The 23,867-nt window shown below is 68.7% G+C and carries 21 protein-coding genes; 14 read left to right on the forward strand and 7 right to left on the reverse strand.

Annotated elements, in window-relative coordinates:
- Positions 1 to 6: 6 nt before the first annotated feature.
- On the reverse strand, positions 7 to 1,041 hold the full coding sequence (locus RIN43_RS04770; protein ID WP_309127736.1) for an ATP-dependent DNA ligase: 1,035 nt from the start codon (positions 1,039 to 1,041) through the stop codon (positions 7 to 9).
- 127 nt (positions 1,042 to 1,168) lie between these two features.
- On the opposite strand from RIN43_RS04770, the gene RIN43_RS04775 reads away from it, so the two are divergent.
- Positions 1,169 to 1,660 (forward strand): hypothetical protein, encoded by a 492-nt coding sequence (locus RIN43_RS04775; protein WP_309127737.1) that lies wholly within the window; start codon positions 1,169 to 1,171, stop codon positions 1,658 to 1,660.
- Positions 1,661 to 1,718: 58 nt separating this feature from the next.
- On the opposite strand, the gene RIN43_RS04780 is transcribed toward RIN43_RS04775, so the two are convergent.
- On the reverse strand, positions 1,719 to 2,114 hold the full coding sequence (locus tag RIN43_RS04780) for a VOC family protein (RefSeq protein ID WP_309127738.1): 396 nt from the start codon (positions 2,112 to 2,114) through the stop codon (positions 1,719 to 1,721).
- 86 nt (positions 2,115 to 2,200) lie between these two features.
- Between RIN43_RS04780 and RIN43_RS04785 the strand changes: the two genes are divergently transcribed.
- Positions 2,201 to 3,022, forward strand: a complete 822-nt coding sequence (locus RIN43_RS04785) for a TetR/AcrR family transcriptional regulator (RefSeq protein ID WP_309127739.1) — start codon at positions 2,201 to 2,203, stop codon at positions 3,020 to 3,022.
- Here RIN43_RS04785 and RIN43_RS04790 read toward each other — a convergent pair.
- Positions 3,019 to 4,248: an acyl-CoA dehydrogenase family protein gene (locus RIN43_RS04790; protein ID WP_309127740.1), complete on the reverse strand. Its 1,230-nt coding sequence runs from the start codon at positions 4,246 to 4,248 to the stop codon at positions 3,019 to 3,021. The genes RIN43_RS04785 and RIN43_RS04790 overlap by 4 nt on opposite strands.
- Before the next feature lie 47 nt (positions 4,249 to 4,295).
- Positions 4,296 to 4,970, reverse strand: a complete 675-nt coding sequence (locus tag RIN43_RS04795; protein ID WP_309127741.1) for a helix-turn-helix domain-containing protein — start codon at positions 4,968 to 4,970, stop codon at positions 4,296 to 4,298.
- A gap of 170 nt (positions 4,971 to 5,140) precedes the next feature.
- Here RIN43_RS04795 and sucC point away from each other — a divergent pair, with 170 nt between their 5' ends.
- Positions 5,141 to 6,307 (forward strand): ADP-forming succinate--CoA ligase subunit beta, encoded by a 1,167-nt coding sequence (gene sucC, locus RIN43_RS04800; protein WP_375163700.1) that lies wholly within the window; start codon positions 5,141 to 5,143, stop codon positions 6,305 to 6,307.
- A 27-nt stretch (positions 6,308 to 6,334) separates the two neighbouring features.
- Positions 6,335 to 7,237, forward strand: coding sequence for a succinate--CoA ligase subunit alpha (gene sucD / locus RIN43_RS04805; RefSeq protein ID WP_309127742.1), 903 nt, complete (start codon positions 6,335 to 6,337; stop codon positions 7,235 to 7,237).
- A 101-nt stretch (positions 7,238 to 7,338) separates the two neighbouring features.
- On the opposite strand, the gene RIN43_RS04810 is transcribed toward sucD, so the two are convergent.
- Complete coding sequence (locus RIN43_RS04810) at positions 7,339 to 7,911, reverse strand: TetR family transcriptional regulator (RefSeq protein ID WP_309127744.1); 573 nt, start codon at positions 7,909 to 7,911, stop codon at positions 7,339 to 7,341.
- Positions 7,912 to 7,989: 78 nt separating this feature from the next.
- Here RIN43_RS04810 and RIN43_RS04815 point away from each other — a divergent pair, with 78 nt between their 5' ends.
- Positions 7,990 to 8,406, forward strand: coding sequence for a VOC family protein (locus RIN43_RS04815; RefSeq protein WP_309127745.1), 417 nt, complete (start codon positions 7,990 to 7,992; stop codon positions 8,404 to 8,406).
- Between the two features lie 53 nt (positions 8,407 to 8,459).
- Here RIN43_RS04815 and RIN43_RS04820 read toward each other — a convergent pair whose 3' ends face one another.
- Positions 8,460 to 9,950 carry an NCS2 family permease gene (locus RIN43_RS04820; RefSeq protein ID WP_309127746.1) on the reverse strand — a complete coding sequence of 497 codons (1,491 nt, stop codon included), beginning with the start codon at positions 9,948 to 9,950 and terminating at the stop codon, positions 8,460 to 8,462.
- Positions 9,951 to 10,045: 95 nt separating this feature from the next.
- On the opposite strand from RIN43_RS04820, the gene RIN43_RS04825 reads away from it, so the two are divergent.
- The 8 genes from RIN43_RS04825 to RIN43_RS04860 all read left to right on the forward strand — a co-directional run bounded on the left by RIN43_RS04825 (position 10,046) and on the right by RIN43_RS04860 (position 20,893).
- Positions 10,046 to 11,305 (forward strand): DUF6350 family protein, encoded by a 1,260-nt coding sequence (locus RIN43_RS04825; RefSeq protein WP_309127747.1) that lies wholly within the window; start codon positions 10,046 to 10,048, stop codon positions 11,303 to 11,305.
- A gap of 43 nt (positions 11,306 to 11,348) precedes the next feature.
- Positions 11,349 to 11,930: a phosphoribosylglycinamide formyltransferase gene (gene purN, locus RIN43_RS04830; protein WP_309127748.1), complete on the forward strand. Its 582-nt coding sequence runs from the start codon at positions 11,349 to 11,351 to the stop codon at positions 11,928 to 11,930.
- A 36-nt stretch (positions 11,931 to 11,966) separates the two neighbouring features.
- Positions 11,967 to 13,574, forward strand: a complete 1,608-nt coding sequence (purH, locus tag RIN43_RS04835) for a bifunctional phosphoribosylaminoimidazolecarboxamide formyltransferase/IMP cyclohydrolase (RefSeq protein ID WP_309127749.1) — start codon at positions 11,967 to 11,969, stop codon at positions 13,572 to 13,574.
- A gap of 296 nt (positions 13,575 to 13,870) precedes the next feature.
- Positions 13,871 to 15,385: an AlkA N-terminal domain-containing protein gene (locus RIN43_RS04840; protein WP_309127750.1), complete on the forward strand. Its 1,515-nt coding sequence runs from the start codon at positions 13,871 to 13,873 to the stop codon at positions 15,383 to 15,385.
- Positions 15,382 to 15,879: an MGMT family protein gene (locus RIN43_RS04845; RefSeq protein WP_309127751.1), complete on the forward strand. Its 498-nt coding sequence runs from the start codon at positions 15,382 to 15,384 to the stop codon at positions 15,877 to 15,879. Before RIN43_RS04840 ends, RIN43_RS04845 begins: the two co-directional genes overlap by 4 nt.
- A 345-nt stretch (positions 15,880 to 16,224) precedes the next feature.
- Positions 16,225 to 18,147 (forward strand): ABC transporter ATP-binding protein, encoded by a 1,923-nt coding sequence (locus RIN43_RS04850; protein ID WP_309127752.1) that lies wholly within the window; start codon positions 16,225 to 16,227, stop codon positions 18,145 to 18,147.
- Positions 18,144 to 19,952, forward strand: a complete 1,809-nt coding sequence (locus tag RIN43_RS04855; protein ID WP_309127753.1) for an ABC transporter ATP-binding protein — start codon at positions 18,144 to 18,146, stop codon at positions 19,950 to 19,952. The genes RIN43_RS04850 and RIN43_RS04855 overlap by 4 nt, the downstream gene beginning before the upstream one ends.
- Positions 19,953 to 20,068: 116 nt before the next feature.
- A complete protein-coding gene (locus RIN43_RS04860; RefSeq protein WP_309127754.1) occupies positions 20,069 to 20,893 on the forward strand; it encodes a hypothetical protein in 825 nt (274 codons plus the stop codon).
- Between the two features lie 167 nt (positions 20,894 to 21,060).
- Here the strand turns inward: RIN43_RS04860 and RIN43_RS04865 are convergent, their stop codons facing one another.
- A complete protein-coding gene (locus tag RIN43_RS04865; RefSeq protein WP_309127755.1) occupies positions 21,061 to 21,519 on the reverse strand; it encodes a GNAT family N-acetyltransferase in 459 nt (152 codons plus the stop codon).
- A 94-nt stretch (positions 21,520 to 21,613) separates the two neighbouring features.
- Between RIN43_RS04865 and RIN43_RS04870 the strand changes: the two genes are divergently transcribed.
- Positions 21,614 to 23,830 carry an NADP-dependent isocitrate dehydrogenase gene (locus RIN43_RS04870; protein WP_309127756.1) on the forward strand — a complete coding sequence of 739 codons (2,217 nt, stop codon included), beginning with the start codon at positions 21,614 to 21,616 and terminating at the stop codon, positions 23,828 to 23,830.
- The last annotated feature ends 37 nt before the right edge of the window (positions 23,831 to 23,867 follow it).

Below are 23,867 nucleotides of genomic sequence, written 5' to 3' on the forward strand. Positions count from 1 at the left end.
CCCCGCTCAGGTCAGCACGTCGGCGAGATCGTAGCCGTCGACGGTGTCGAGCTGAGCGTAAGTGCATGACGCCGCATCCCGATCGGGGCGCCAGCGCTCGAACTGCACCGTGTGCCGGAAACGGGCGCCTTCGAGCTGGTCGTAGCGCACCTCGAGTACGAGCTCCGGCCGCAGTCGCACGAACGAGACGTCCTTCGCGCCGCTGAACCGTGAGCGCTCGCCCTCGCCCGTGACCGCCCCGCCCGTCTCGTCGCGTTCGACCAGCGGATCGAGCTCTTCGACCAGCTTCTGCCGCATCGCATCGCTCCACGCGGCAACGCCTCCGACCTGGCGCAGCGTACCGCTTTCGTCGAACAGCCCGACGAGCAACGAGCCGACCCCGGAGCCGCTCTTGTGCACCCTGTACCCGAGCGCCACCACATCCGCGGTGCGGGCGTGCTTCACCTTGATCAGCGTGCGCTTGCCTGGTGCGTACGGATCGTCGAGCGGTTTCGCGACGACGCCGTCGAGGCCCGCGCCCTCGAACTCCGCCAGCCAGCGGCGTGCGAGCTCCGCATCCTCGGTGGTCCGGGTGAGGTGAAGCGGATGCCGAGCGTCCGCCAGCAGCCTCTCGAGCCGCGCCCGGCGCTCGCGGAACGGATGCTGCTGCAGATCCTCGTCTCCTTCGGCGAGCAGGTCGAAGGCGACGAACATTGCGGGCGTTTCGACCGCGAGCCTGGCCACCCGTGAGGCCGCAGGATGGATGCGCTGGCTGAGAGCCTCCCAGTCGAGGCGTTGCGCTCCGGCCGCACCGGTCGCGACGACGATCTCTCCATCGAGCAGACACGGGCCGGGGAGTATCTCGGCGAGCTGCTCCACCAGCTCGGGAAAGTAGCGGGTCAGCGGCTTGGCCCCGCGGGATCCGATCTCGAGCGTGTCCCCGTCCCAGGCGACCAGGCCGCGGAATCCGTCCCATTTCGGTTCATACAGCATCGGCTTCTTCGCGGGGTCCGGCACCGCCGCAGCGGCCTTCGCGAGCATCGGCGCAGGGATCTCGTACATGACACCATCCTGCCTGCGCGGCGTGCTCGACGCGAGAGACGGGAGCGTCGCTCGCGGATCCCCGTCCCGCGGTGTGGCGTCGGGAAGTGGTAACCCGGGCCGCGCTCGACGTGGGATCCTTGAACTGATGAACGAAGTCCAGGGGCCCACGCCCGCAGGAACCTCCCGCCCGTACCGATCACTCGCCGAAGCGCTGCGCGCGCACCGTATCCCCGAAGAGAATCACGCCTTCATCGGCGCCGTCGTCGACGCCGTCGGCGTCACCGCGTTCATCGACCGCGGCCGTTACATCGAAGCCCTGCGCCGCGGAGAGGGCGCGCCGTTGCACATCGGACGCACGTACACCAACGGGTTCACCGAAGACGAGCAGGTCGTGCTGCCCTCCGGTGCACTGAAGCTGCAGCCGAGCGAGGGCCGCGCACCGTACTTCTACGTGACGCACCCGAGTGAACTGCCAGGCATGGCCCCGGCCAAGCGTCCCTCCGGCAGTCGCACCTCGCCGAAGCCGAAGGCGGAGCCCCGCGCTCCTCGGGCGACCAAGCCGGTCGAACGCGACTACGGGGTGTGCGACGTGTGCTTCATGGTGCGCGGCCCTTCCGGCGCCTGCGGCTGCGATTGAACGCACGCTCCAGCACTACCTCACTCGGTTCGACGAGCGCTTCGAGGCGGCTCGCTTGTCACTCGCCGGACTGCTCGACCGGGATCCACTGCACGAGCTGGTAGACGACGCCGTTGGGGTCGCTCATCTGGAAATAGCGCTCTCCCCACGACTCGGTCTCGATCGGCGTGACGATCTGCACTCCCTGTTGCCGCAGGCGGGCGTACTCGGCGTCGATGTCGGTGACCGTGAACACCACCAGCAGGCCTGCGGCGCGACCTGCCATCGCCTCCGGCTTGAACGTCGTCAGCCCGACCCGCAGATAGATGAGGTTGAAGCCCGCGTCGGGATGCGAGAGCGAGCAGAAGCCGTCGGCTTCCATCGCTACGCGGAAGCCGAGGTGAGACTGCACCCACTCGGCGGATGCCTGGACATCGGGGACGTTGAGTGAGATCGCGGATTCGGTGACATGCATGCGTGGACTCCTCTATTCATCGTACGCTGTACGGCGTACGTTGTACAACGTAACGCGTACGGTGAGATAATGCAAGAATGTCGTCCATGAATCCCCATCGCACAGGGGCGGGGGAGCCCAGCGTCACGCTCAGACTGCTCTGGGGAACGCCGGCCCAGACCGCGCCTCGGAAGGGCCCGGCACGGTCGGTCACGGTGTCGCAGATCGTCGATGCCGCGCTCGAGCTCGCCGACGCGAACGGGCTCGCCGCCCTCACCATGCGCGCCGTGGCCGAAAGCGTCGGCATCGCGGCGATGTCGGTGTACACCTACGTGCCCGGAAAACCCGAGCTCCTCGATCTGATGGTCGACGCGCTGTACGCACGAATGCCGCGACGTGAGTGGCGCGCGGAGTCGTGGCGGGAACGACTGACGGCGGTTGCGGAGGCGAATCGGATGCTGCTTTCGCAGCATCCGTGGATGACAGAGGTCGCCGCGCTCAGCCGTCCGCCGCTCGGCCCGGGCCTGATGGCGAAGTACGAATACGAACTCGCATCGCTCGACGGCACCGGACTCTCGGACGCCGATGTCGACGCGGCCCTGACCTTCCTGCTCGGCTTCGTGCAGTCGCACTGCCGGGCCGCGCACGACGCTCAGCGTGCGACGACGGACTCGGCGATGAGCGATGCGGACTGGTGGGCCGCCAACCAGCCGGTGCTCGCGCGGGCGCTCGACCCCTCGGCCTACCCGCGAGCGGTGCGCATCGGCGCGGCCGCGGGCGAGCTGCAGGGCTCGGCATGGGATGACGAGCGCTCCTGGGCGTTCGGGCTCGCGTGCGCCCTGGATGGACTGGAGAGGCTGATCGAGCGGCGCTGTCCGACGCTGATCGACCCGGTCAGCCCGCCGTCGCCGCCCCCGGCGGCTGACTAGGCGAAGGCGCTCATGCCCGTGATGTCGCGGCCGAGAAGGAGCGCCTGCACGCTCTCCGTGCCCTCGTAAGTGTGGATGGCCTCGATATCGGCCATGTGCTGCATGACCCCGTTCTCGAGCAGGATCCCGTTGCCGCCCAGCAGGTCGCGCGCGGTGGCCGCGATGCGGCGGGCCGCACGGGTGTTGTGGAACTTCGCGAGCGACGCCTGGGTCGGCCGCAGCAGCCCGGACTGCTCGAGGTCGGCCAACCTGCGGCAGTACAGCTGCATCGCCGTCAGATCTTCCAGCATGTGCGTGAGACGCTCCTGCACCATCTGGAACTTGGCCAGCGGCTTGCCGAACTGCACGCGCTGAAGCGAGTACGACAGGGCCGCCTCGTAGCACGCGGTGGCGTGTCCGAGCGCCGACCAGGCGACGCCCGATCGCGTCGAGTACAGCACCACCGACGCATCCTTGAAGCTCTTCGCTCCCGGCAGGACGGCGTCGGCGGGCAGGCGGACGTCGTCCAGACGGATGTGCGCCTGGTGGATGCCGCGCAGAGACGCTTTGCCCTCGATCACTGTGCCCCGATACCCCGGCGCCTCCTGATCCACGAGGAAGCACCGCACGTCGCCGTGGTCGTCGGCGCCCTCATCGTCGACGCGCGCCCAGACCAGTGTGATGCCACCGGATGCCCCGTTTCCGATCCACTTCTTCGCGCCCCGCAGCACCCATTCGCCGCCCTCGCGACGGGCGGTGGTCTCGAGCGAGACGGAATCCGATCCGTGATCGGGCTCGGTGAGGGCGAAGGAGGCCAGCACCGACGCCTCGGCGACCGGCTTCAGCCAGCGCTGCTGCTGCTCGGAACTGCCGAATAGGGCCAGCGTGCGCAGTGCGAGTCCGCCCTGCACGGCCAGGATCGTGCCGAGCGAGCCGTCGCCTCGTGAGATCTCCATGTTCACCAGCCCAGCGGCGAGAGGCGAGATGCGGGTGAGATCCGGGTGGTCGATGCCGTCGACGACGAGGTCGTACTGACCCAGCTTCCTCGCAGCCTCCAGCGGGTACTCGGCGCGGTCCCACGCGGAGACCATCAATGGGGCCACCTCGTCCACGTACGCCCTGGCGCGGTCCCAGACGCTGCGATCGCGCTCGGAGATGTCGTCGAAGACCGCGTAGTAGTCCGTTTCGAGCCGCGAGGTGACGTCGTAACGCTCGACGCTCTCGCCCGGGAAGGATGCGCTGCTCATGGCGGCACTCTACCCGAACTGAGTGTCAGATATCTCGGGACTGAGTGTCAGCTATGGCTGAGCTCCGCCTGCACGCGCCGCGACATCTCGGCGATCGGCATCGACCGGGGGAAGACGGCGACGACCACATCATCGGTCGCGGCCTGCGAGGACTCGGGCAGCACACCGTAGCGCCTGCGCACGTCATCGAGTGCGGTGCGCAGGGTCGACAGGGGAACGCGCTTGCCGCGCAGCAGCTGACGCAGAACGTGGTTGTGCACGGCGGTGACGAGGGCCGAGTACCCGACGGCGTCGATCGGGTCGATGCCGGGGAGCGCATCGCGCAGGTACTCGTCGAAGAGGCGCTCGTATCGGAAGACCGTGACGATCTCGCGCTCGCGCAGCACAGGAACGTCGCGCACGATCTGATACCGGTGCCTGGCCAGTTCCGGGTCCCGCGCGAAGTGCCCGAAGACGCGCTCCGAGGCCTCGCAGACCGCAGCCCAGGGATCATCGTGCGGCTCGTCGAGGAAGGTGCGCAGCTCGTCGAGCAGCGAGTCGTGGTCGGTGAACACCACGTCCTCCTTACCGCCGAACTGGCGGAAGAAGGTCGATCGGGAGACGCCGGCCGCCTTGGCGATCTGTTCGACGGAGGTCTGCTCGAAGCCGTGGCGGGAGAACAGCTCGAGGGCTGCGGCGACGACCGCAGTGCGTGCGCGTGACACATCGGCGTGCTCGGTCATAGCAGAGAAGCCTAGCCCTCTGCGGCCGCCGGCGGAGCGCTGTGACGCATGCCGGGGAGCCCGTCAACTCGCGGTGTCCAGCGGTAGTAGGCTGGTCAATCGGGTCGAATCTTATCGACACCCGACAGAACTGTCGCGTCCCAACCGCCGCAACCAGCGAAGGACAGCACGTGGATCTCTACGAGTACCAGGCACGAGACCTTTTCGAAAGCTACGGAGTGCCGGTTCTCGCCGGCATCGTCGCCGACACCCCCGAGGAGGTGAAGGCAGCGGCCGAGAAGCTCGGCGGCGTCGTCGTCGTCAAGGCGCAGGTGAAGACCGGTGGGCGCGGCAAGGCCGGCGGTGTCAAGGTCGCGAAGACCCCTGACGAGGCGTACGAGGCCGCGAAGGCGATCCTCGGACTCGACATCAAGGGGCACGTCGTCAAGCGCGTGATGGTCGCCGCGGGCGCCCGCATCGCCGAGGAGTTCTACTTCTCGGTGCTACTCGACCGTGCCAACCGCTCCTACCTGAGCCTGTGCTCGGTCGAGGGCGGCATGGATATCGAGCAGCTGGCAGTCGAGAAGCCCGAAGCGCTCGCGCGCGTCGAGGTCGACCCGCTGACGGGCATCGACAAGGCCAAGGCCGTCGAGATCGCCCGCGAGGCGAACTTCCCCGAAGACCTCATCGAGAAGGTGTCGGACGTGTTCGTCAAGCTCTACGAGGTGTACAAGGGCGAGGACGCCACGCTCGTCGAGGTGAACCCGCTGGTTCGCACCGAGGACGGCGAGATCATCGCACTCGACGGCAAGGTGTCGCTCGACGACAACGGCAGCGAGGTGCGCCACCCCGAGCACGAGGAGCTCGAGGACAAGGCTGCTGCCGACCCGCTCGAGGCTAAGGCCAAGGCCTCCGGACTGAACTACGTCAAGCTCGACGGTCAGGTCGGCATCATCGGCAACGGTGCGGGTCTGGTCATGTCCACGCTCGACGTCGTCGCCTACGCCGGCGAGAACCACGGCGGAGTGAAGCCGGCGAACTTCCTCGACATCGGCGGCGGCGCGAACGCGCAGGTCATGGCCTCGGGCCTCGATGTCATCCTCGGTGACGAGCAGGTCAAGAGCGTCTTCGTGAACGTCTTCGGCGGCATCACGTCGTGCGTCGCGGTCGCGGAAGGCATCGTGAAGGCACTTGAGATCCTCGGCGACTCGGCGACCAAGCCGCTCGTCGTGCGACTGGACGGCAACCAGGTCGAAGAGGGCCGCGCGATCCTGGCCGAGGCGAACCACCCGCTGGTCACCCTCGCCGCAGGCATGGACGAGGGCGCCGACAAGGCCGCCGAGCTGGCGAACGCCTGACGGTACGAGACTGAAGGAACGAGAGAAATGTCGATCTACCTCAACAAGGACTCCAAGGTCATCGTCCAGGGCATCACCGGCGGCGAGGGCACCAAGCACACCGCACTCATGCTGAAGGCGGGGACGAACATCGTCGGCGGCGTCAACGCACGCAAGGCCGGCACCACCGTCACGCACGAGAAGCCCCACGAGGGCGAGGTCGAGCTGCCCGTGTTCGCCTCGGTCGCGGAGGCGATGGAGAAGACCGGCGCCGACGTGTCGGTCGCATTCGTGCCGCCGAAGTTCGCCAAGGACGCGATGATCGAGGCCATCGACGCCGAGATCCCGCTGCTCGTCGTGATCACCGAGGGCATCCCGGTCGGCGACAGTGCCGAGGCCTGGGCCTACGCCAAGTCGAAGGGCAACAAGACGCGCATCATCGGCCCGAACTGCCCCGGCATCATCACTCCCGGTGAGGCGCTGGCAGGCATCACGCCCGCGAACATCACCGGCAAGGGGCCGATCGGCCTCGTGTCGAAGTCGGGCACCCTGACCTACCAGATGATGTTCGAGCTGCGCGATCTGGGCTTCTCGACCGCCATCGGCATCGGCGGCGACCCAGTGATCGGCACCACGCACATCGACGCGCTCGCCGCATTCGAGGCCGACCCCGACACGAAGGCGATCGTCATGATCGGCGAGATCGGTGGCGACGCGGAGGAGCGCGCGGCCGATTACATCAAGGAGAACGTGTCGAAGCCGGTCGTCGGCTACGTGGCGGGCTTCACCGCGCCCGAGGGCAAGACCATGGGCCACGCCGGCGCCATCGTCTCCGGCTCTGCGGGCACGGCACAGGCCAAGAAGGAGGCCCTCGAGGCCGCCGGAGTCAAGGTCGGGAAGACCCCGAGCGAGACCGCCGCGCTGATGCGCGAGATCATCGCCGGACTCTGATCCGCTAGGCTGAACACGAAGGCCCCGGGCTCCACCCCGGGGCCTTCGTCATTCCCGGAGCGACCACCGGCACCGACGCGGGGGAGAGGGCGGATACTCGCTCAGTCGACGACGGCGTCCAGCAGCCGGTCCAGACCCCGATGGGCCGCGGTCCGCGCCGCCGCGTCGCCCGCGCGCTCCGAGAGCCACAGTGCGGCCTCGTTCATCGCCCCGGACAGCAGGGCGGTGGTGGCGCCGAGCATGTCGGCGGCGACGCCGGCACCGGTGAGCGCCTCACGGAGGTGCACCGCCGAGGTCTGTGCGTCGGTCTCCCGCCACGTCTCCCAGGTGAGCACCGCCGGAGCGTCGCGCAACAGCACGCGTGCCCGTCCGTCCGCGGTGATCGCATCGAGGAAGGCGTGGCTCCCGCGTCGCAGTCCGTCGTCCCCGGCGCCATCGCCCGCGGCCTGCACGACGGCATCCGCGACTTCCTGCTGCAACCGCGCCACCACGGCGGCGAACAGTCCAGGCTTCGAGTCGTAGTGGTGGTACACGGCGCCGCGGGTCACCCCGGCATCCGTGGCGACGTCATCGACGGACGTCGCGGCGTACCCGTCGACGGCGAACCGCTGCGCGGCGACAGTGCGGATGCGAGCGGCGGTCGCCGCGGCATCCGCTGCGCTGGCTCTTGGCATGAGGGCCTTCCTTTACGTACGCGACGTATGTATCGTAGTCGCAGAGATACATACTTGGTGTACGTAAAGGAGATCTGCATGACTGTGACCAGCTTCTATCCGGTGCTGATGGTCGACGACGTGGCGGCGTCAGCCGCCTTCTATCGCGACATCCTGGGGTTCCACACCACGTTCGAGAGCGAGTGGTACGTGAGCCTCACCTCGGACGCTGGCGAGCTCGCCGTGCTCGACCGTGGCCACGAGACCATCCCCGAGGGCTTCCGGCGACCCGTGCAGGGCATGCTGCTGAACTTCGAAGTCGCCGATGCGGCCGCCGAGCACGCCCGGCTCGTGGGGCGACACGGCCTGGTGGAGCGGCTCACCCTCCGGGATGAGGCTTTCGGGCAGCGGCACTTCATCGTCGAGGCGCCGGGCGGGGTGCTCATCGACGTCATCGAGCCCATCGAGCCGTCCGCCGAGTTCGCAGCCGCTTACATCGGCCAGATCAGCGAATGAACGCGAAGGGGGTGCGGATGCCGGCAGCATCCGCACCCCCTCGTCATCGTCGATCAGAGACCGGCGCCGAAGAGCATCTCGATCGGCCCGCGGGCGAAGAAGATCAGGAAGCCGGCGCCCACCACCCAGAGCAGCGGGCTGACCTTACGGGCGTTGCCGGAGAGCGCGTGAATGACCACCCAGCTCACGAAACCCGCCCCGATCCCGTTCGCGATCGAGTAGGTCAGCGGCATGACCGTCACCGTGAGGAACACCGGCAGCAGCACCCGGAAGTCTCCGAAGTCGATGTGGCGGATCTGGGCCATCATCATCGCTCCGACGATGATCAGCGCGGCCGCCGCGATCTCGGTCGGCACGATCGAGGTAAGAGGGGTGAGGAACATCGCGAGAAGGAACACGACACCCGTGACGACGTTCGCCAGTCCCGTACGCGCGCCCTCGCCGATGCCGGCGCCCGACTCGATGAAGACGGTGCTCGACGACGACGAGGTCGCACCACCGGCGATCGCGCCGACGCCCTCCACGACCAGCGCCGATTTGATCCGCGGGAAGTCGCCCTTCTCATCGGCGAGGTCCGCCTCCTTGGCGAGGCCGGTCATGGTGCCCATCGCGTCGAAGAAGTTCGTGAAGAGCAGCGTGAAGACGATCATCACCAGGGCCACGGCGCTGACCTTGCCGAAGTCGAACGCGAAGTCGACCTGGCCGACGAGGCTGAGATCGGGCAGGCTCACGGGCGAACCGGTGAGCGCGGGCACGGTGAGTCCCCATCCGCCGGGGTTGACCACGTTGCCCTCGGCGTCGAAGCTGCGAGCGCCGACATGCCAGATCGCCTCGACGATGACGGCGAGCACGGTGCCGGTGACAAGACCGATCAGCATGCCGCCCTTGACACGCAGCGCCACCAGGACGCCGGTCAGCACGAGCGTGACCACGAACAGCAGGGTCGGGATGGTCGCGACCGAACCGTTCACGCCGAGGCCGACGGGCGGCGAGGATGCGCCGGTCGCCGTGACGAAGCCGGAGTTGATGAAGCCGATGAAAGCGATGAACAGGCCGATGCCGACGGTGATGGCGATCTTGAGCTGGAACGGGACGGCGTCGAAGATCGCCTTCCGCAGCCCCGTCGCCGCCAGCAGCACGATGATCGCGCCGTTGATCATCACCAGCGCCATCGCCTCGGGCCAGGTGACCTGCCCGACGACGCTGAACGCGACGAACGCGTTGATGCCCAGGCCGGCTGCGAACGCGAAAGGCAGGCGCGTGACAAGCCCGAACAGGATCGTCATCACGCCGGCGGTGAGCGCGGTCGCCGCCCCGACTTGACCGAACTCCAAGGCGTTCCCCGCGACGTCGGGCGTGCCGGACAGGATGATCGGGTTCAGGATCACGATGTAGGCCATGGTGACGAACGTCACGAGTCCACCGCGGATCTCGGCGCCGAAGGTGGAACCGCGCTTCGTGATCTCGAAGAATCGGTCGACCGCGTTGCGCGGCTCGTTGTCGCGTCGCGCTTCTCGCGCAGGGGCAGCAGGGCCAGTTGTCATCGGGTGAACCTCCGCAGAAAACCTATCGTGTCCGCGCGGCGCCTGCGCGTGGGCGCCCGGATGCATGCAGGTCGCCGTCGTAGGCTCGAGAGGACATGCAACGCCTCCTCGTCGCGCTTCTCGCCGCACTCGACGCCGTCATCGCGGCGGCGGTCGGTCTGGCGACCCTGCTTGCGCCGCTGACCGTGCTCTGGGTGCTGGCCTTCGGGCTCGCCGCAGACTGGGGCGCCCTCTGGCCGGTCAGCGGAACGCTATGGCGGTTCTCGCACGGTGTGCCGCTCGATGTCGTGCTGCCGGCGCAGTTGCTGTCGAACCTCGCGATCCCGGCTGAGGCTGCTCGCTTCGCACTCTCCGTGCCGCCGCTCGCGATCCTGCTGTTCACCCTGCTGTTCGCCGCCCGTTCGGGCAGACGAGCCGCCTCCTCGGGGGCATGGGCGGTCGGCGTCGCCTCCGGTGCGGGGGTCTTCGCCGCGATCGCCGCCGTGGTCACCTTCAGCGCGCGATCCGAGGTGCTGCGAGACGCGCACTGGGCAGGAGTCGTCATCCCCACCGCCGTGTACGCGGCAGGGCTCCTCGTCGGGGCGATCCGCTACGCCTGGGCGGAAGGCGACGGCGGGGTCGTCGACCGCGTGCACGACATCGTCGACGGGTGGAACGAGTGGTCGCCCGTACCTGCGGAGTCGGTGCGCGGCGCCGCGGTGGTCGTCACGGTGCTCGCCGGAGCAGGCGCGCTCGGCGTCGCAGCGATGACCCTGCTGCGCGGGGGAGAGGTCATCTCGCTCTTCGAAGCGGCACGCGTGGATGTGCTCGGCGCGGTCATGCTGACCCTGGGACACCTCGCCTATCTGCCTACGCTCGTCGTCTGGTCGGCGAGCTGGTTCGCCGGCCCCGGGTTCGCGCTCGGCACCGGAACCGCCGTGTCGCCGGCAGGTACACAGCTGGGCGTCCTGCCCGGCATTCCCGTGCTGGGACTCGTGCCCGAGAACTCCTCGATCTGGATGCTCGTGTCGGTGCTCGTGCCGATAGCCGCCGGAGCGCTCGCCGGCTGGATGATCCGCTCGCGGCTCGTGTGGGAGGGTCAGGGAGAGGAACTCTGGCCCCGTACCGCCATCACCGCCGGTGTCGCCGCGCTGTCGGCGGGCATGGCGGCGCTGGCCGCCGTGCTCGCATCAGGATCGATCGGGCCGGGGCGGCTCGCGGAGGCGGGTCCGGCGCCGGGGCCGTTCGCGCTCGCGGTCGGTGTGGAGGTGCTGATCGGCTGCGGCATCCTGATGCTCACACCGCGACATCGCGATGAACTGGCAGAGGAGCGGACCGACCGCTGGCGAGCCGAGATGGCCGCGCTCGACGACTGACTCCTCGTCCGGTCGCGAGTGCGGGCCCCGGTAGACTGGCTCGGTGCTGACGCTCGCCGTTCTCATCTCAGGTACCGGCTCGAACCTGCGAGCCCTGCTCGAGGCCGCCAGCCACCCTGACTTCCCGGCACGCGTGGTTGTCGTCGGCGCCGACCGCGACGCCCCCGGACTGGCCCACGCCGAAGAGTTCGGCATCCCGTCGTTCACCGTCCCCTTCCACCTGCACGAGAGCCGGGAGCACTGGGGCGAGGAGCTCGCCCGTCAACTCGATGTGTGGACCCCGGATCTGATCGTGCTCAGCGGACTGATGCGACTGCTGCCGGCATCCGTCGTCGCCCGCTATGCGCCCCGCATCGTGAACACGCATCCCGCGTTCCTGCCGGAGTTCCCGGGCGCGCACGGCGTGCGGGATGCGCTCGCCGCCGGCGTCACCGAGACCGGCGCCAGCGTGATCGTCGTCGACGACGGCATCGACAGCGGCCCCATCCTCGCCCAGGAGCGCATCCCCGTGCTGCCCGGCGACACCGAGCACACCTTGCACGAGCGCATCAAGCCCGTCGAGCGGCGGCTGCTGATCGACGTGGTGCGCCGCATCGCCACCGGCGAGCTGACACTCGCCCCCTGACCCCTCCCCAGAACGCCCGAACGAAGGAGCATTCCCATGGCCGGCCCCCGCCTGGACCCCTCGCTGTACCGCGACCGCGATCTCGTTCCGATCCGCCGCGCACTCGTGTCGGTGAGCGACAAGTCCGGCCTGCTCGAGCTCGCGGGCGCTCTCGCCGAAGCGGACGTCGAGATCGTGTCGACCGGCTCGACCGCCGCGACCATCCGCGACGCCGGGTACGAGGTGACCGACGTCGCCGCCGTCACCGGAGTGGCCGAGATGCTCGACGGCCGCGTCAAGACGCTCCACCCGAAGGTGCACGGCGGCCTCCTTGCCGACCTGCGCCTCGAGGACCACGCGCGCCAGCTGGGCGACCTCGGCATCGAGCCCTTCGAACTCGTGGTCGTCAACCTGTACCCGTTCGTCGAGACCGTGGCATCCGGCGCTGAGCCCGACGCGGTCGTCGAGCAGATCGACATCGGCGGCCCCGCGATGGTCCGCGCCGCCGCGAAGAACCACGCGAACGTCGCGATCGTCGTCTCGCCGGAGTCGTACCCCGCGATCATCGAGGCGATCGCCGAGGGCGGCACCACACTCAGCCAGCGCCGCGAGCTGGCGGCGCGAGCGTTCTCGCACACGGCCACCTACGACTCCGCCGTCGCCCAGTGGTTCGCGGAGGGCACTCTCGCCGACAACGGCGATCTCCCCGCGCACCTGACCATCAAGGCGGAGCGGCTCGCCACACTGCGCTACGGCGAGAACTCCCACCAGCGCGGTGCGATCTACACGCGCGCCGGCGGGCATGGCATCGCGCAGGCGACACAGCTGCAGGGCAAGGAGATGTCGTACAACAACTACGTCGACGCGGATGCCGCGCTGCGTGCGGCGTACGACATGGTGCTGCCGGCCGTGGCGATCATCAAGCACGCCAACCCGTGCGGAATCGCGACCACTGCCCCCAACGCGCTCGACCCGATCGCGAGCGCGCATCTGCGAGCGCACGAGTGTGACCCGGTGTCGGCGTACGGCGGCGTGATCGCCACCAATGGAACGGTCACGCTGAAGATGGCCGAGAACCTGAAGGACATCTTCACCGAGGTCATCGTGGCGCCGGACTTCGAGCCTGCGGCCCTCGCCGTGTTCAAGGCCAAGAAGAACCTGCGACTGCTGAAGCTGCCCGACGACTGGCAGCAGGAGCGCATGGACGTGCGCCTGGTGTCGGGTGGACTGTTGCTTCAGGACGCCGACCGCTTCCCGGACGACATCGTCTCGGTCGCCAAGAACTGGGAGCTGGTTTCCGGTGAGCGCCCGGACGACGCCGAGATGGAGAACCTCATCTTCGCGTGGAAGGCATGCCGCGCGGTGAAGTCGAACGCGATCGTGCTCGCCAAGGGCAACGCGACCGTCGGCGTGGGCATGGGCCAGGTGAACCGGGTCGACTCGTGCCGCCTCGCCGTCGAGCGGGCGGGAGACCGCGCGGCGGGCTCGGTCGCCGCATCTGACGCGTTCTTCCCGTTCGCGGACGGTCCCCAGGTGCTCATCGACGCGGGCATCAAGGCGATCGTGCAGCCCGGCGGGTCGGTGCGCGACGAGGAGGTCGTGGATGCGGCGCGCAAGGCCGGCGTGACGATGTTCTTCACCGGCGAGCGTCACTTCTTCCACTGATCCCCACGCGCCCCTCGGCACAGCGCTTCGCGCTGCGCCGAGCCTCCGGGGCGCGCGGGGCCCCTCTGAGGTGCGGGGGCCCTGGCCTTCGGCGTTGAGCTCCTTACAGCGCTTCGCGCTGCGCCGAGCCTCCGGGTCGCGCGGGGCGCCTCTGGGGTGGAGGGTCGCTGACCTTCGGTGTTGAGCTCCTTCCAGTGCTTCGCGCTGCGCCGAGGCGCGTCTCGCCGTCGATTCCCGCCAACTGTCACGTCCGATTTCCGCCAGCCGGCGGGAATCGGACGTGACAGGGTAGAGGCATGAACGCACCGACGATGACCTTCGACGAGCGGTACCGCGCGATCAGCTCGCGTGACACCCGGTTCGACGGGCAGTTCGTCACCGCGGTCAGGTCGACCGGCATCTACTGTCGGCCGAGCTGCCCTGCGCGCACGCCCCTGGCAGCGAACGTGACCTTCTACCCGACCAGCGCCGCCGCGCACGAAGCGGGGTACCGCGCGTGCAAACGCTGTCTGCCTGAGGCGGCGCCGGGCTCGCCCGATTGGGACGTGCGCGGTGACCTCGCCGCTCGTGCCATGCGGCTCATCGCGGACGGGGTCGTGGAGCGCGAAGGCGTCACGGGACTCGCCACGCGACTCGGATACTCATCCCGCCACCTGACCCGACTGCTCGTCGCAGAGCTCGGTGCGGGGCCGCTGGCCTTGTCACGAGCGCAGCGAGCGCACACCGCACGCATGCTCCTGGTCGGCACTGACCTGCCCATCGCCGACGTCGCGTTCTCAGCCGGCTTCGCCAGCATCCGCCAGTTCAACGACACGATCCGCGAGGTGTTCGACCTGGCACCGGGCGCGCTCCGTGCCCGGCGCCACCTCGGTTCCGGGGCGCAGGAGCAACTTCCCGGATCGATCGATCTGCTGCTGCCGCACCGCGACCCGATCGACACCGATGGACTCTTCGCGTGGATGGCCGCGCGTGCGATCCCCGGCGCCGAGGAGGCCGGAACATCCAGCTTCGCCCGCCACCTGCGACTGGCCGGCGGCCCGGCGTGGTTCGAGCTCCGTCGCGGCGATGACGGCCGCATGCGTCTGCGCGCCAGGCTGACCAGGCTCGGCGATCTCTCACCTCTGGTCGCTCGCGCCAGGCGGCTCTTCGATCTCGACGCCGATCCGCTCGCCGTCGACGAGGCGCTCGCAGTGCATCCCGAGCTCGGGCCCCTCGTCGCCCGGGTACCAGGTATCCGGGTTCCAGGGGCCGTCGACCCGCACGAGATGCTGATCCGAGCCATGATCGGCCAGCAGATCACGGTCGCCGCCGCCCGCACCGCGCTCACCGCCCTCACCGAGGCCCTCGGCGAACGCGTCGGCGACGGCGAGGCCTCCGGCACGCTCTTCCCGACCATGACCGCGATCGCGGAGCGCGGGGCCGAGGTGCTGCGAGGTCCCGCGGCACGCATCCGAGCCGTCACCGGCGCCGCCGCAGCGCTCGCCGACGGCTCTCTGACGCTTGGCGTCGGCGACGACGCGGCGACACAGCGGGCTGCACTGCTAGCCATGCCTGGAATCGGCCCGTGGACGGCCGACTACGTGCGGATGCGGGTCATCGGCGATCCGGACGTGCTGCTCCCGGGTGATGTGGCCATGCGTGCCGGTGCCGCGGCGGCCGGCATCCCGAACGACCCGGCGGGCGTCGTGGAATGGGCTGCCCGGACCGCACCATGGCGCAGCTACCTCACCGCGCACCTGTGGCGTGCGGCACCCGTGCGTCCCACCCGGCGTGCGGCGAGAAGGACCGAATCCGAGAAGGAGTCATCATGAACGCTGTCATTCAGACCGTCGACACCGCCGACGGCGCCCTCACGATCCTCGCCGACGACGAGCAGAGGGTGCTGGCCTCGGGCTGGAGCGCCGACCATGACGCGATCATCGCGCGCGTGCACCCGTCGCTGCGTCCAGCAGCCGTTCGCGACGGCCAGACGGATGCCGCGGCTGCGGCGCTCGCCTACTACAGCGGCGACCTGGCGGCCATCGACAGGGTGACCGTGCATCAGCGCGGCACTGCGCTCATGCACGCAGGCTGGGAGGCGTTGCGTCGCATCGAGCCCGGCCGCCCGCTGACGTACACCGAGTTCGCCACCGCGCTCGGCAGCCCGCAAGCCGTGCGTGCCGCCGCCTCGATCTGCGCCCGCAACGCGCCCGCGCTGTTCGTGCCGTGCCACCGCGTGCTGCGCTCCGACGGCTCTCTCGGCGGCTTCGCCTGGGGGCTCGATGTGAAGCAGAGCCTGCTGGACAGGGAAGCTGCAGCCCGTTGAGCGGAACGGACGACTGAGCGGGGCGGGAGTGGTCGGCGCCGATACCACGGCGTCGACCACTCGGTGCCGGAAAGCGCTGACCGGAAACAGGAATTCCTCTTGCCCCCAGCGGGTTCATAGGAATAGGCTCGAAGGCTGTCGCGCCGACCGGCCGACGAAGCCGATCCCGAGGAGGACACCATGATCTCGACAGTCCCGCAGTTCATCGCCCTCGGCTCGCGCGCGCCTCTGCTGCGCCGTTAGAAACCGCGAGCGACGCGCTTCCGTTCGCGTCCTCCGCCTGATTCAGGATGCCGCGGCATCCCATCCACCGTCTTCGTCGTCCGCTCATAACGCCTGAGAGTCATGTCTGCCACGCAATCCTCGTCATCCCTGTCCACCTTCGCCGCACTCTGGCGCCTGAAACCGTTCGTCCGCCCGATCGTCGGACGTCTCATCGGTGGCGCGCTGAGCGCACTCGGGGCCGCCGTCATCGCCCTGATGATCCCCATCGTGCTCGAGCAGCTCGTGGCCGGCCCGCTGAAATCAGGCGTGGTCGGCCTGATCCTCGCGGGGGCGTTCGCCGTGTTCGCTCTCGCGCTCGGTGAGGCGGTCATGGTCTGGCTGCGCCGCTGGTTCGTGCTGACCCCCGCCACCGAGGTCGAGTTCCAGATGCGCTCCGAGCTCTACTCGCGGCTGCAGTCGCTGCCGGTCTCCTTCCACGACCGCTGGCAGTCGGGCCAGCTCCTCAGCCGCATGATGCAGGACATCGGTCTCATCCGACGCTGGCTGGCGTTCGGCCTGATCCTGCTGGTCGTCAACATCCTCACGATCATCATCGGCGCGGTGCTGCTGTTCCAATGGCACTGGCTGCTCGGTGTGATCTTCCTCGTCACCGGCATCCCGATGTGGATCCAGGGCTACCTGTTCGAGAAGCGCTACGGCACGCTGGCGCGGCGCAGCCAGGACCAGGCCGGCGACCTCGCCACCAGCGTCGAGGAGAGCGTGCACGGCATCCGCGTGCTCAAGGCGTTCGGCCGTGGCAAGCACGCCCTGAGCCGGTTCAGCCGCCAGGCCGAGACGCTGCGCGAGACCGAGCTCAGCAAGGCGCGCGCCATCGCCGAGATCTGGTTCTGGCTCGACCTGATGCCGCAGATCGCCTTCGGCCTCAGCCTGATCTCGGGCATCTGGCTCATCTGGCAGGGAGCGATCGAACTGCCGCAGCTGTTCGCGTTCTTCGCGATGGCGACGGTGCTGCGCTGGCCGATCGAGTCGATCGGCTTCCTGTTCTCGTTCATGCTGGATGCCCGCACGGCCACCGACCGGGTGTTCGAGATCTTCCAGGCCACGAACACGATCACCGATCCTGAGAAGCCGGTGCGGATCGACGAGCCGCGCGGAGAGCTCGCCTTCGAGGGTGCGCATTTCCGCTATCAGGATGCCGGTGCGTCCGAGCGCGACCTGCTCGACGGCATCGACCTCGTGCTTCGCCCTGGCGAGACCATGGCGTTGGTCGGACTCACGGGTTCGGGCAAGACGACGCTCACCACGCTGCCTGCCCGCCTGTACGACGTGACGGCGGGTCGGGTCACCCTCGACGGTGTCGACGTGCGCGACCTGGAGCTGTCGGACCTGCGTAGGCACGTCGCGATGGCCTTCGAGGACGCCACGCTCTTCTCGGCCTCCGTGCGCGAGAACGTGCTGCTCGGCCGGGCGGACCTCGACCTGCACAGCGAAGAGGCTGAGCGTGTGCTGCGCGAAGCCCTGGATGTCGCACAGGCCGGCTTCGTCGACTCGCTCCCCGAGGGCGTGGAGACGATCATCGGCGAAGAGGGGCTCAGCCTCTCGGGCGGGCAGCGACAGCGACTCGCGCTCGCGCGCGCCGTCGCGGCGAAGCCCAAGGTGCTGGTGCTCGACGACCCGCTGTCGGCGCTCGACGTCGACACCGAGGCGCTCGTGGAGGAAGCGCTGCGGCACGTGCTTGCCGATACCACGGCGCTGATCGTGGCGCATCGCCCTTCGACAGTCGCACTGGCCGACAGGGTGGCCCTTCTCGAGCGTGGCCGGATCACCGCCGTCGGCACGCACAGCGAGCTGCTGCGCACGAGCGCGCACTATCGCCACGTCATCTCGAGCCTCGAGGCCGAGGAGGCCGCTCGCACCGGCGCCATCCCGATCATCACGGATGCGGTCGCCGAGGCGCACGCCGCCGAGGTGCACGCCGCTGAGGAAGCGGAGGCCGCCGTCACCGAAGCAGAAGTCGACGAGGAAGAGGAGGTGCAGGCATGACCATCACCGGTACCCAGGACGAGGACCGCTCCAACTACACCAAGGAGGAGAGCCGCGCCATCAGGCAGCGATCGCTGCGCCTGCTCGGGTCGCTGATCCACCCGCTGCGCCTGCGCATCGTGATCGCAGCGATCGTGCTCGTCGTGTCGACCGCGCTGCAGGTCGCCGGGCCCATTCTGATCGGCATCGGACTCGATCGGGCGCTGCCCGTGCTGCTCGAGGAAAGCGACTGGATGCCCGCGTTCATGATCACGGCGATCTTCCTGATCGCCGGCATCAGCGCATCCGCGCTGATCGGGATCTACGTCGTGCTCGCAGCCCGCATCACCCAGGCGGTGCTGCTCGACCTGCGCAAACGCATCTTCCTGCACACCCAGCGCCTCAGCCTCGAGTTCCACGAGTCGTACACCTCGGGGCGGATCATCTCGAGGCAGACCAGTGACCTTGACTCCATCCGCGAGCTGCTCGACGGCGGTCTGAACAACCTCGTCTCCGGCGTGCTGTTCGGCCTGTTCACCTTCATCGCGCTCGTCATCGCCGACTGGCAGGCCGGCGCGATCCTCGCGCTCGCCGGCGTCCCGCTGGTGCTGCTGATGCGCTGGTTCTACCGTCGCTCGCAGTTGGTGTACCGCGAATCGCGCGTGATCAGCGCGAAAGTGATCGTGCAGTTCGTCGAGACGATGACCGGCATCCGCGCAGTGAAGTCCTTCCGCAAGGAGCCGCGCAACGACGAGACCTTCCGCAAGATCGCCGGCGACTATCGCGATGTGAACCGGCGATCGATGGTGCTGTTCGGCACTTTCGAGCCCGGACTGATGGCCGTCGCGGCGCTCACTCTGGCGCTGGTGGTGCTGTGGGGCGGCATCCGGGTGTCCGAGGGCGTGCTCGGTGTCGGCGTGCTGCTGTCGACCGTGCTGTACGTGCGCAACTTCTTCGCGCCCATGCAGGAGATCGCGATGTTCTTGAACTCCTACCAGTCCGCCACGGCGGCGCTGGAGAAGGTCTCCGGCGTTCTCGAGGAGCAGCCGACGGTGCCGGACCCGGAGCGGCCGGTCGACCTGTGGGAGTCGCGTGGCGCGATCCGCTTCGACGAGGTCACCTTCGGATACAACGGCGAGAAGACGATCCTGCCGAACTTCACGCTCGACATCCCCGCCGGCCAGACGATCGCGCTGGTGGGCACCACCGGAGCGGGAAAGTCGACGCTCGCGAAGCTCGTGTCGCGGTTCTACGACCCGACCAAGGGCAGGGTCACGCTCGACGGCGTCGACCTGCGGATGCTGCATCCGAAGGATCTGCGCAGGGCGATCGTGATGGTCACCCAGGAGGCATACCTGTTCAGCGGAACGGTGGCCGACAACATCGCGCTGGGCAAGCCGGACGCGACGCTCGATGAGATCCGCGCGGCTGCGCGCGCGGTCGGCGCCGACGAGTTCATCTCGTCGCTGCCCGACGGCTACAACACCGACGTGAACAAGCGCGGCGGCCGCGTTTCGGCGGGGCAGCGTCAGCTGATCTCCTTCGCCCGCGCGTTCCTCGCCGATCCGGCAGTGCTGATCCTCGATGAGGCGACCGCATCACTCGACATCCCGTCCGAGCGGCTCATCCAGGACGCGCTTCAGACTCTGTTGGCCGACCGCACGGCGATCATCATCGCGCACCGCCTTTCGACGGTCGCGATCGCCGATCGCGTGCTGGTGATGGAGCACGGACGCATCATCGAGGACGACTCGCCCGATGCGCTCATCGGCGGTACGGGCAAGTTCGCCCAGCTGCACGCGGCGTGGCAGCAGACGCTGGTCTGAGCCCTGCCGAGACGAACAGGGATAGCGTGTGCCCGCCGGTGACCGATCGCGATGGTCGGCGCAGGCGGGCACGTCCATCTGTTCTCCGGCCGGTGGTGCGTGGTTAGGTTGAAGGTGTGGATCAGATCCTGGCGGCGGCCGCCGAGCTGTGGTGGATCGCTCCCGCTGCCGCAGGCACCGGAGCGATCGGCTTCGCCGCGTTCCGGAGGCGTGAGTTGGTGAGCGGCAAGCGGCTCGGCTACGAGGCTGCGCGCCTCGAGTTGCGACGCGCCCAGCACGAGGCCAGGGCCGCCGCCGACGCGGTGCGAGTGGCTCGTGCCGAGGTGGCGCGCGTCGTCGCCGAGCGGGCGGCGTCGAGGGCGGACGCGGGGGCCGTCGCCGCGGCGCGACGCGCCCTGCACGACCTGCAACTGCAGTCGAAGGCCGCGGCCGCCAGGGTGAAGGCCGGCCGGGCACGTCTTACCGCAGAGCGCACCGCCCTGACAGCGGGCGGCGAGCTTCCGCTCGATCGCCTTCGCGCCCGCCACGACGCGGTGCTCGCCCGCTGGATGGAGTACGAGACCGACCCGGCGAAGCTCCTGGCGTTCCCCGCGATGAGCGATGGACGCCACCCCACCACATCGGCGTTCCTGGCGGCGCTGCAGGAGGCACGTGAACTGCGCCCGAGGGCGGATGCGGCCCGATTCACGGCATCCGAATACGGGGCCTACCGCGACGCGGTGGAGCGCCTGGAGCGCAGCTTCGACATCGCCGAACGCTCGGTGCGCGGCGAACCCCGCCAGGGCGAGGTGCCCGAGGCCCTCCGCGACGCCGCGCGCACCTTCATGGTGCGCACCACCGAGGTACTGAACCGCACCACGGAGGTGCTGAGCGCCTGGAACGAGCGCGGACGCTCCGACGACCGGCCCGGCCGCCGGGGTCCCCGGGACGACGAACGCTGAACCCGGGCCGTCGCCAGCCCCGGCAGCGATTCCGAAGGACGGAGGCAGGTCTGAAGGATGCGGGATGCCGCAGCAGCCTTCACAGGTGGAGTCCGCCTGAAACCCTGCGCGCGTGAAGCGGCGACGGGACCCCGGTGGGGGAGGGAATCCGGGATCCCGCCGCCGGTCTAGTCCGTGACTCGGATCGTGGCGATGACCTCGGCGTACTCGGTCTCGCCGACCGGCTCGAACCCGACGCGGCGGAAGAACGCCTCGGGTCCGTCGGCTCCGGCCTCATAGATCACGTTCACGTGGTCGACGCCGCGCGCGCGGGCCTCGTCGATGAGAGCGTTGACGGCGAACCGTCCGATGCCCCGGCCCTGATCGTCTGCGTCGACGTTGATCCGCCAGAGCACGTTCTGGAAATGCTCGTCAGGTGTGTCGGCACCGAGGCTCGCACTGACGAAGCCCACGACCTCGTCACCGTCGAGTACGACCCGCTGCCAGGACGTCTGCGGGTTCACCACCGTCGAGGCGATCCCGTAGGACACCGGAGCGAGGAACTGCTCCTGCCCGGGCTTGAGCGACAGATTGTTGACGGCGACGATCGTCGCCGCGGAGAGTTCTTCCACGCGCAGTTCCGTCATGCTCCCAGGCTAGCCCCTCCGTGGGGATCCGTGTCGGAAAGGAGACTCGGGTATCTTGGTATCGAGATAAACAGCCCTCGCGAACGGAGTTCCGGTGACCGACGACGCCATCATCTACACCTATACAGACGAGGCGCCGGCACTGGCGACCGCCTCCTTCCTGCCGATCATCAAGGCATACACGGGTCAGGCGGGGATCGAGGTCGAGACCCGCGACATCTCGCTTGCCGGGCGGATCCTCGCGGCCTTCCCGCAGAAGCTCACCCCCGAGCAGCAGGTCGGCGACGCTCTGGCAGAGCTCGGCGGGCTGGCAACGCTCCCCGAAGCGAACATCATCAAGCTGCCGAACATCTCGGCGTCCATCCCGCAGCTGAAGGCGGCGATCGCCGAACTGCAGCAGAAGGGCTACGACATCCCGGACTACCCGGACGAGCCGCAGTCCCTCGATGAGAAGGATGTGCGGGCGCGCTACGACCGGATCAAGGGCTCGGCGGTCAACCCCGTGCTGCGCGAGGGCAACAGCGATCGCCGTGCGCCACTCGCAGTGAAGAACTACGCGAAGAAGCACCCGCACCGCAACAAGCCCTTCGCAGAGGGCTCCAAGACGCGTGTGGCGACCATGGGGCACGACGACTTCAAGCACAACGAGCGCTCTTGGGTCGCCGCTCACGATGATGTACTGACGTTCCGGCACACCGCCGCCGACGGCACCGTGACCGTGCTGAAGGAGGGACTGAAGGTGCTGCCGCGGGAGATCGTGGACGCCACCTTCATGTCGGCGAAGAACCTCGACGCCTTCCTCACCGAGACTCTCGAAGCCGCGAAGGCCGATGACGTGCTCTACTCGGTGCACCTCAAGGCGACCATGATGAAGGTCAGCGACCCGATCATCTTCGGGCACGTGGTGAAGGCGTTCTTCAAGGATGTCTTCGCGCAGTACGGCGACAAGCTCGCCGAGGCCGGACTGAGTGCGAACGACGGTCTCGGTTCGATCCTCTCGGGGCTCGCCGAGGTCGCCGGGGGCGACGAGATCGCTGCTGCATTCGACAAGGCCATGGCGGAGGGTCCGCGACTGTCGTACGTGAACTCCGACAAGGGCATCACCAACCTGCACGTGCCCAGCGACGTGATCGTCGACGCCTCGATGCCCGCTCTCGTCCGCAACGGCGGCAAGCTGTGGGGGGCCGACGGCGGAGAGGCCGACACGATCGCGGTCATCCCCGACTCGTCGTACGCCAGTGTCTACCAGGCCGTCATCGACGACGTCATCGCGAACGGCCCGCTCGACCCCGCCACCATCGGCACGGTGCCGAACGTGGGTCTGATGGCGCAGGCGGCGCAGGAGTACGGCAGCCACGACAAGACCTTCGAGATCGCCGCCGCGGGCACCGTGCAGGTGGTCGACGGTGAGGGCAACGTCCTCATCGAGCACCAGGTCGAGGCCGGCGACATCTGGCGTGCGACTCAGACCAAGCACATCCCCGTCATGGACTGGGTCAAACTGGCCGTCACCCGCGCCCGCGCCACCGGCGCACCGGCCGTCTTCTGGCTCGACGCGAACCGCTCGCACGATGCGCAGATCATCGCCAAGGTGCACCAGGGGCTGGCGACGCTCGACACCAAGGGCCTGACGATCACGATCCTCGCGCCCGAGGAGGCCACCCGCTACACGCTGGCGCGTATGCGTCACGGGCTCGACACGATCTCGGTGACCGGCAACGTGCTGCGCGACTATCTGACCGACCTGTTCCCGATCCTCGAGGTCGGAACCAGCGCCAAGATGCTCTCGATCGTGCCGCTGCTCGCCGGCGGTGGCCTGTTCGAGACCGGTGCGGGCGGCTCGGCGCCGAAGCATGTGCAGCAGCTCGTCGGTGAGAACTACCTGCGGTGGGATTCGCTCGGAGAGTTCTTCGCGCTCGCCGCGTCGCTCGAGCACTTCGCCGACCGCGCAGGCAACGAGAAGGCGCGGGTGCTCGCTGAGACCCTGGATGCGGCGACCGGCACGTTCCTCGAGGAGGACCGCTCGCCCGGGCGTGCGCTGGGCACGATCGACAACCGCGGCAGCCACTTCTACCTGGCCCTCTACTGGGCCCAGGAGCTGGCGAAGCAGACCAAGGACGCCGACCTGGCCGCCGCCTTCGCGCCGATCGCCGAATCGCTGACCGCGAAGGAGCAGCAGATCGTCGAAGAGTTGAACGCCGTGCAGGGCACCCCCGTCGACATCGGCGGCTACTACCGCCCCGACACCGAGAAGGTGACCGAGGCGATGCGTCCTTCGGCCACGCTCAACGCCGTCATCGACGCCATCTGACGCCGAAGAGAAGGAGGGCGGATGCTGCGCAGCATCC

The organism is Microbacterium sp. (assembly GCF_031178445.1).
GTDB lineage: Bacteria > Actinomycetota > Actinomycetes > Actinomycetales > Microbacteriaceae > Microbacterium.

Bases quoted from the DNA above. Each gene is read 5' to 3' on its own strand.
- RIN43_RS04770 (WP_309127736.1), bottom strand. From the start codon at position 1,041: ATGTACGAGATCCCTGCGCCGATGCTCGCGAAGGCCGCTGCGGCGGTG.
- RIN43_RS04775 (WP_309127737.1), top strand. From the start codon at position 1,169: ATGAACGAAGTCCAGGGGCCCACGCCCGCAGGAACCTCCCGCCCGTAC.
- RIN43_RS04780 (WP_309127738.1), bottom strand. From the start codon at position 2,114: ATGCATGTCACCGAATCCGCGATCTCACTCAACGTCCCCGATGTCCAG.
- RIN43_RS04785 (WP_309127739.1), top strand. From the start codon at position 2,201: ATGAATCCCCATCGCACAGGGGCGGGGGAGCCCAGCGTCACGCTCAGA.
- RIN43_RS04790 (WP_309127740.1), bottom strand. From the start codon at position 4,248: ATGAGCAGCGCATCCTTCCCGGGCGAGAGCGTCGAGCGTTACGACGTC.
- RIN43_RS04795 (WP_309127741.1), bottom strand. From the start codon at position 4,970: ATGACCGAGCACGCCGATGTGTCACGCGCACGCACTGCGGTCGTCGCC.
- sucD (WP_309127742.1), top strand. From the start codon at position 6,335: ATGTCGATCTACCTCAACAAGGACTCCAAGGTCATCGTCCAGGGCATC.
- RIN43_RS04810 (WP_309127744.1), bottom strand. From the start codon at position 7,911: ATGCCAAGAGCCAGCGCAGCGGATGCCGCGGCGACCGCCGCTCGCATC.
- RIN43_RS04815 (WP_309127745.1), top strand. From the start codon at position 7,990: ATGACTGTGACCAGCTTCTATCCGGTGCTGATGGTCGACGACGTGGCG.
- RIN43_RS04820 (WP_309127746.1), bottom strand. From the start codon at position 9,950: ATGACAACTGGCCCTGCTGCCCCTGCGCGAGAAGCGCGACGCGACAAC.
- RIN43_RS04825 (WP_309127747.1), top strand. From the start codon at position 10,046: ATGCAACGCCTCCTCGTCGCGCTTCTCGCCGCACTCGACGCCGTCATC.
- purH (WP_309127749.1), top strand. From the start codon at position 11,967: ATGGCCGGCCCCCGCCTGGACCCCTCGCTGTACCGCGACCGCGATCTC.
- RIN43_RS04840 (WP_309127750.1), top strand. From the start codon at position 13,871: ATGAACGCACCGACGATGACCTTCGACGAGCGGTACCGCGCGATCAGC.
- RIN43_RS04845 (WP_309127751.1), top strand. From the start codon at position 15,382: ATGAACGCTGTCATTCAGACCGTCGACACCGCCGACGGCGCCCTCACG.
- RIN43_RS04850 (WP_309127752.1), top strand. From the start codon at position 16,225: ATGTCTGCCACGCAATCCTCGTCATCCCTGTCCACCTTCGCCGCACTC.
- RIN43_RS04855 (WP_309127753.1), top strand. From the start codon at position 18,144: ATGACCATCACCGGTACCCAGGACGAGGACCGCTCCAACTACACCAAG.
- RIN43_RS04865 (WP_309127755.1), bottom strand. From the start codon at position 21,519: ATGACGGAACTGCGCGTGGAAGAACTCTCCGCGGCGACGATCGTCGCC.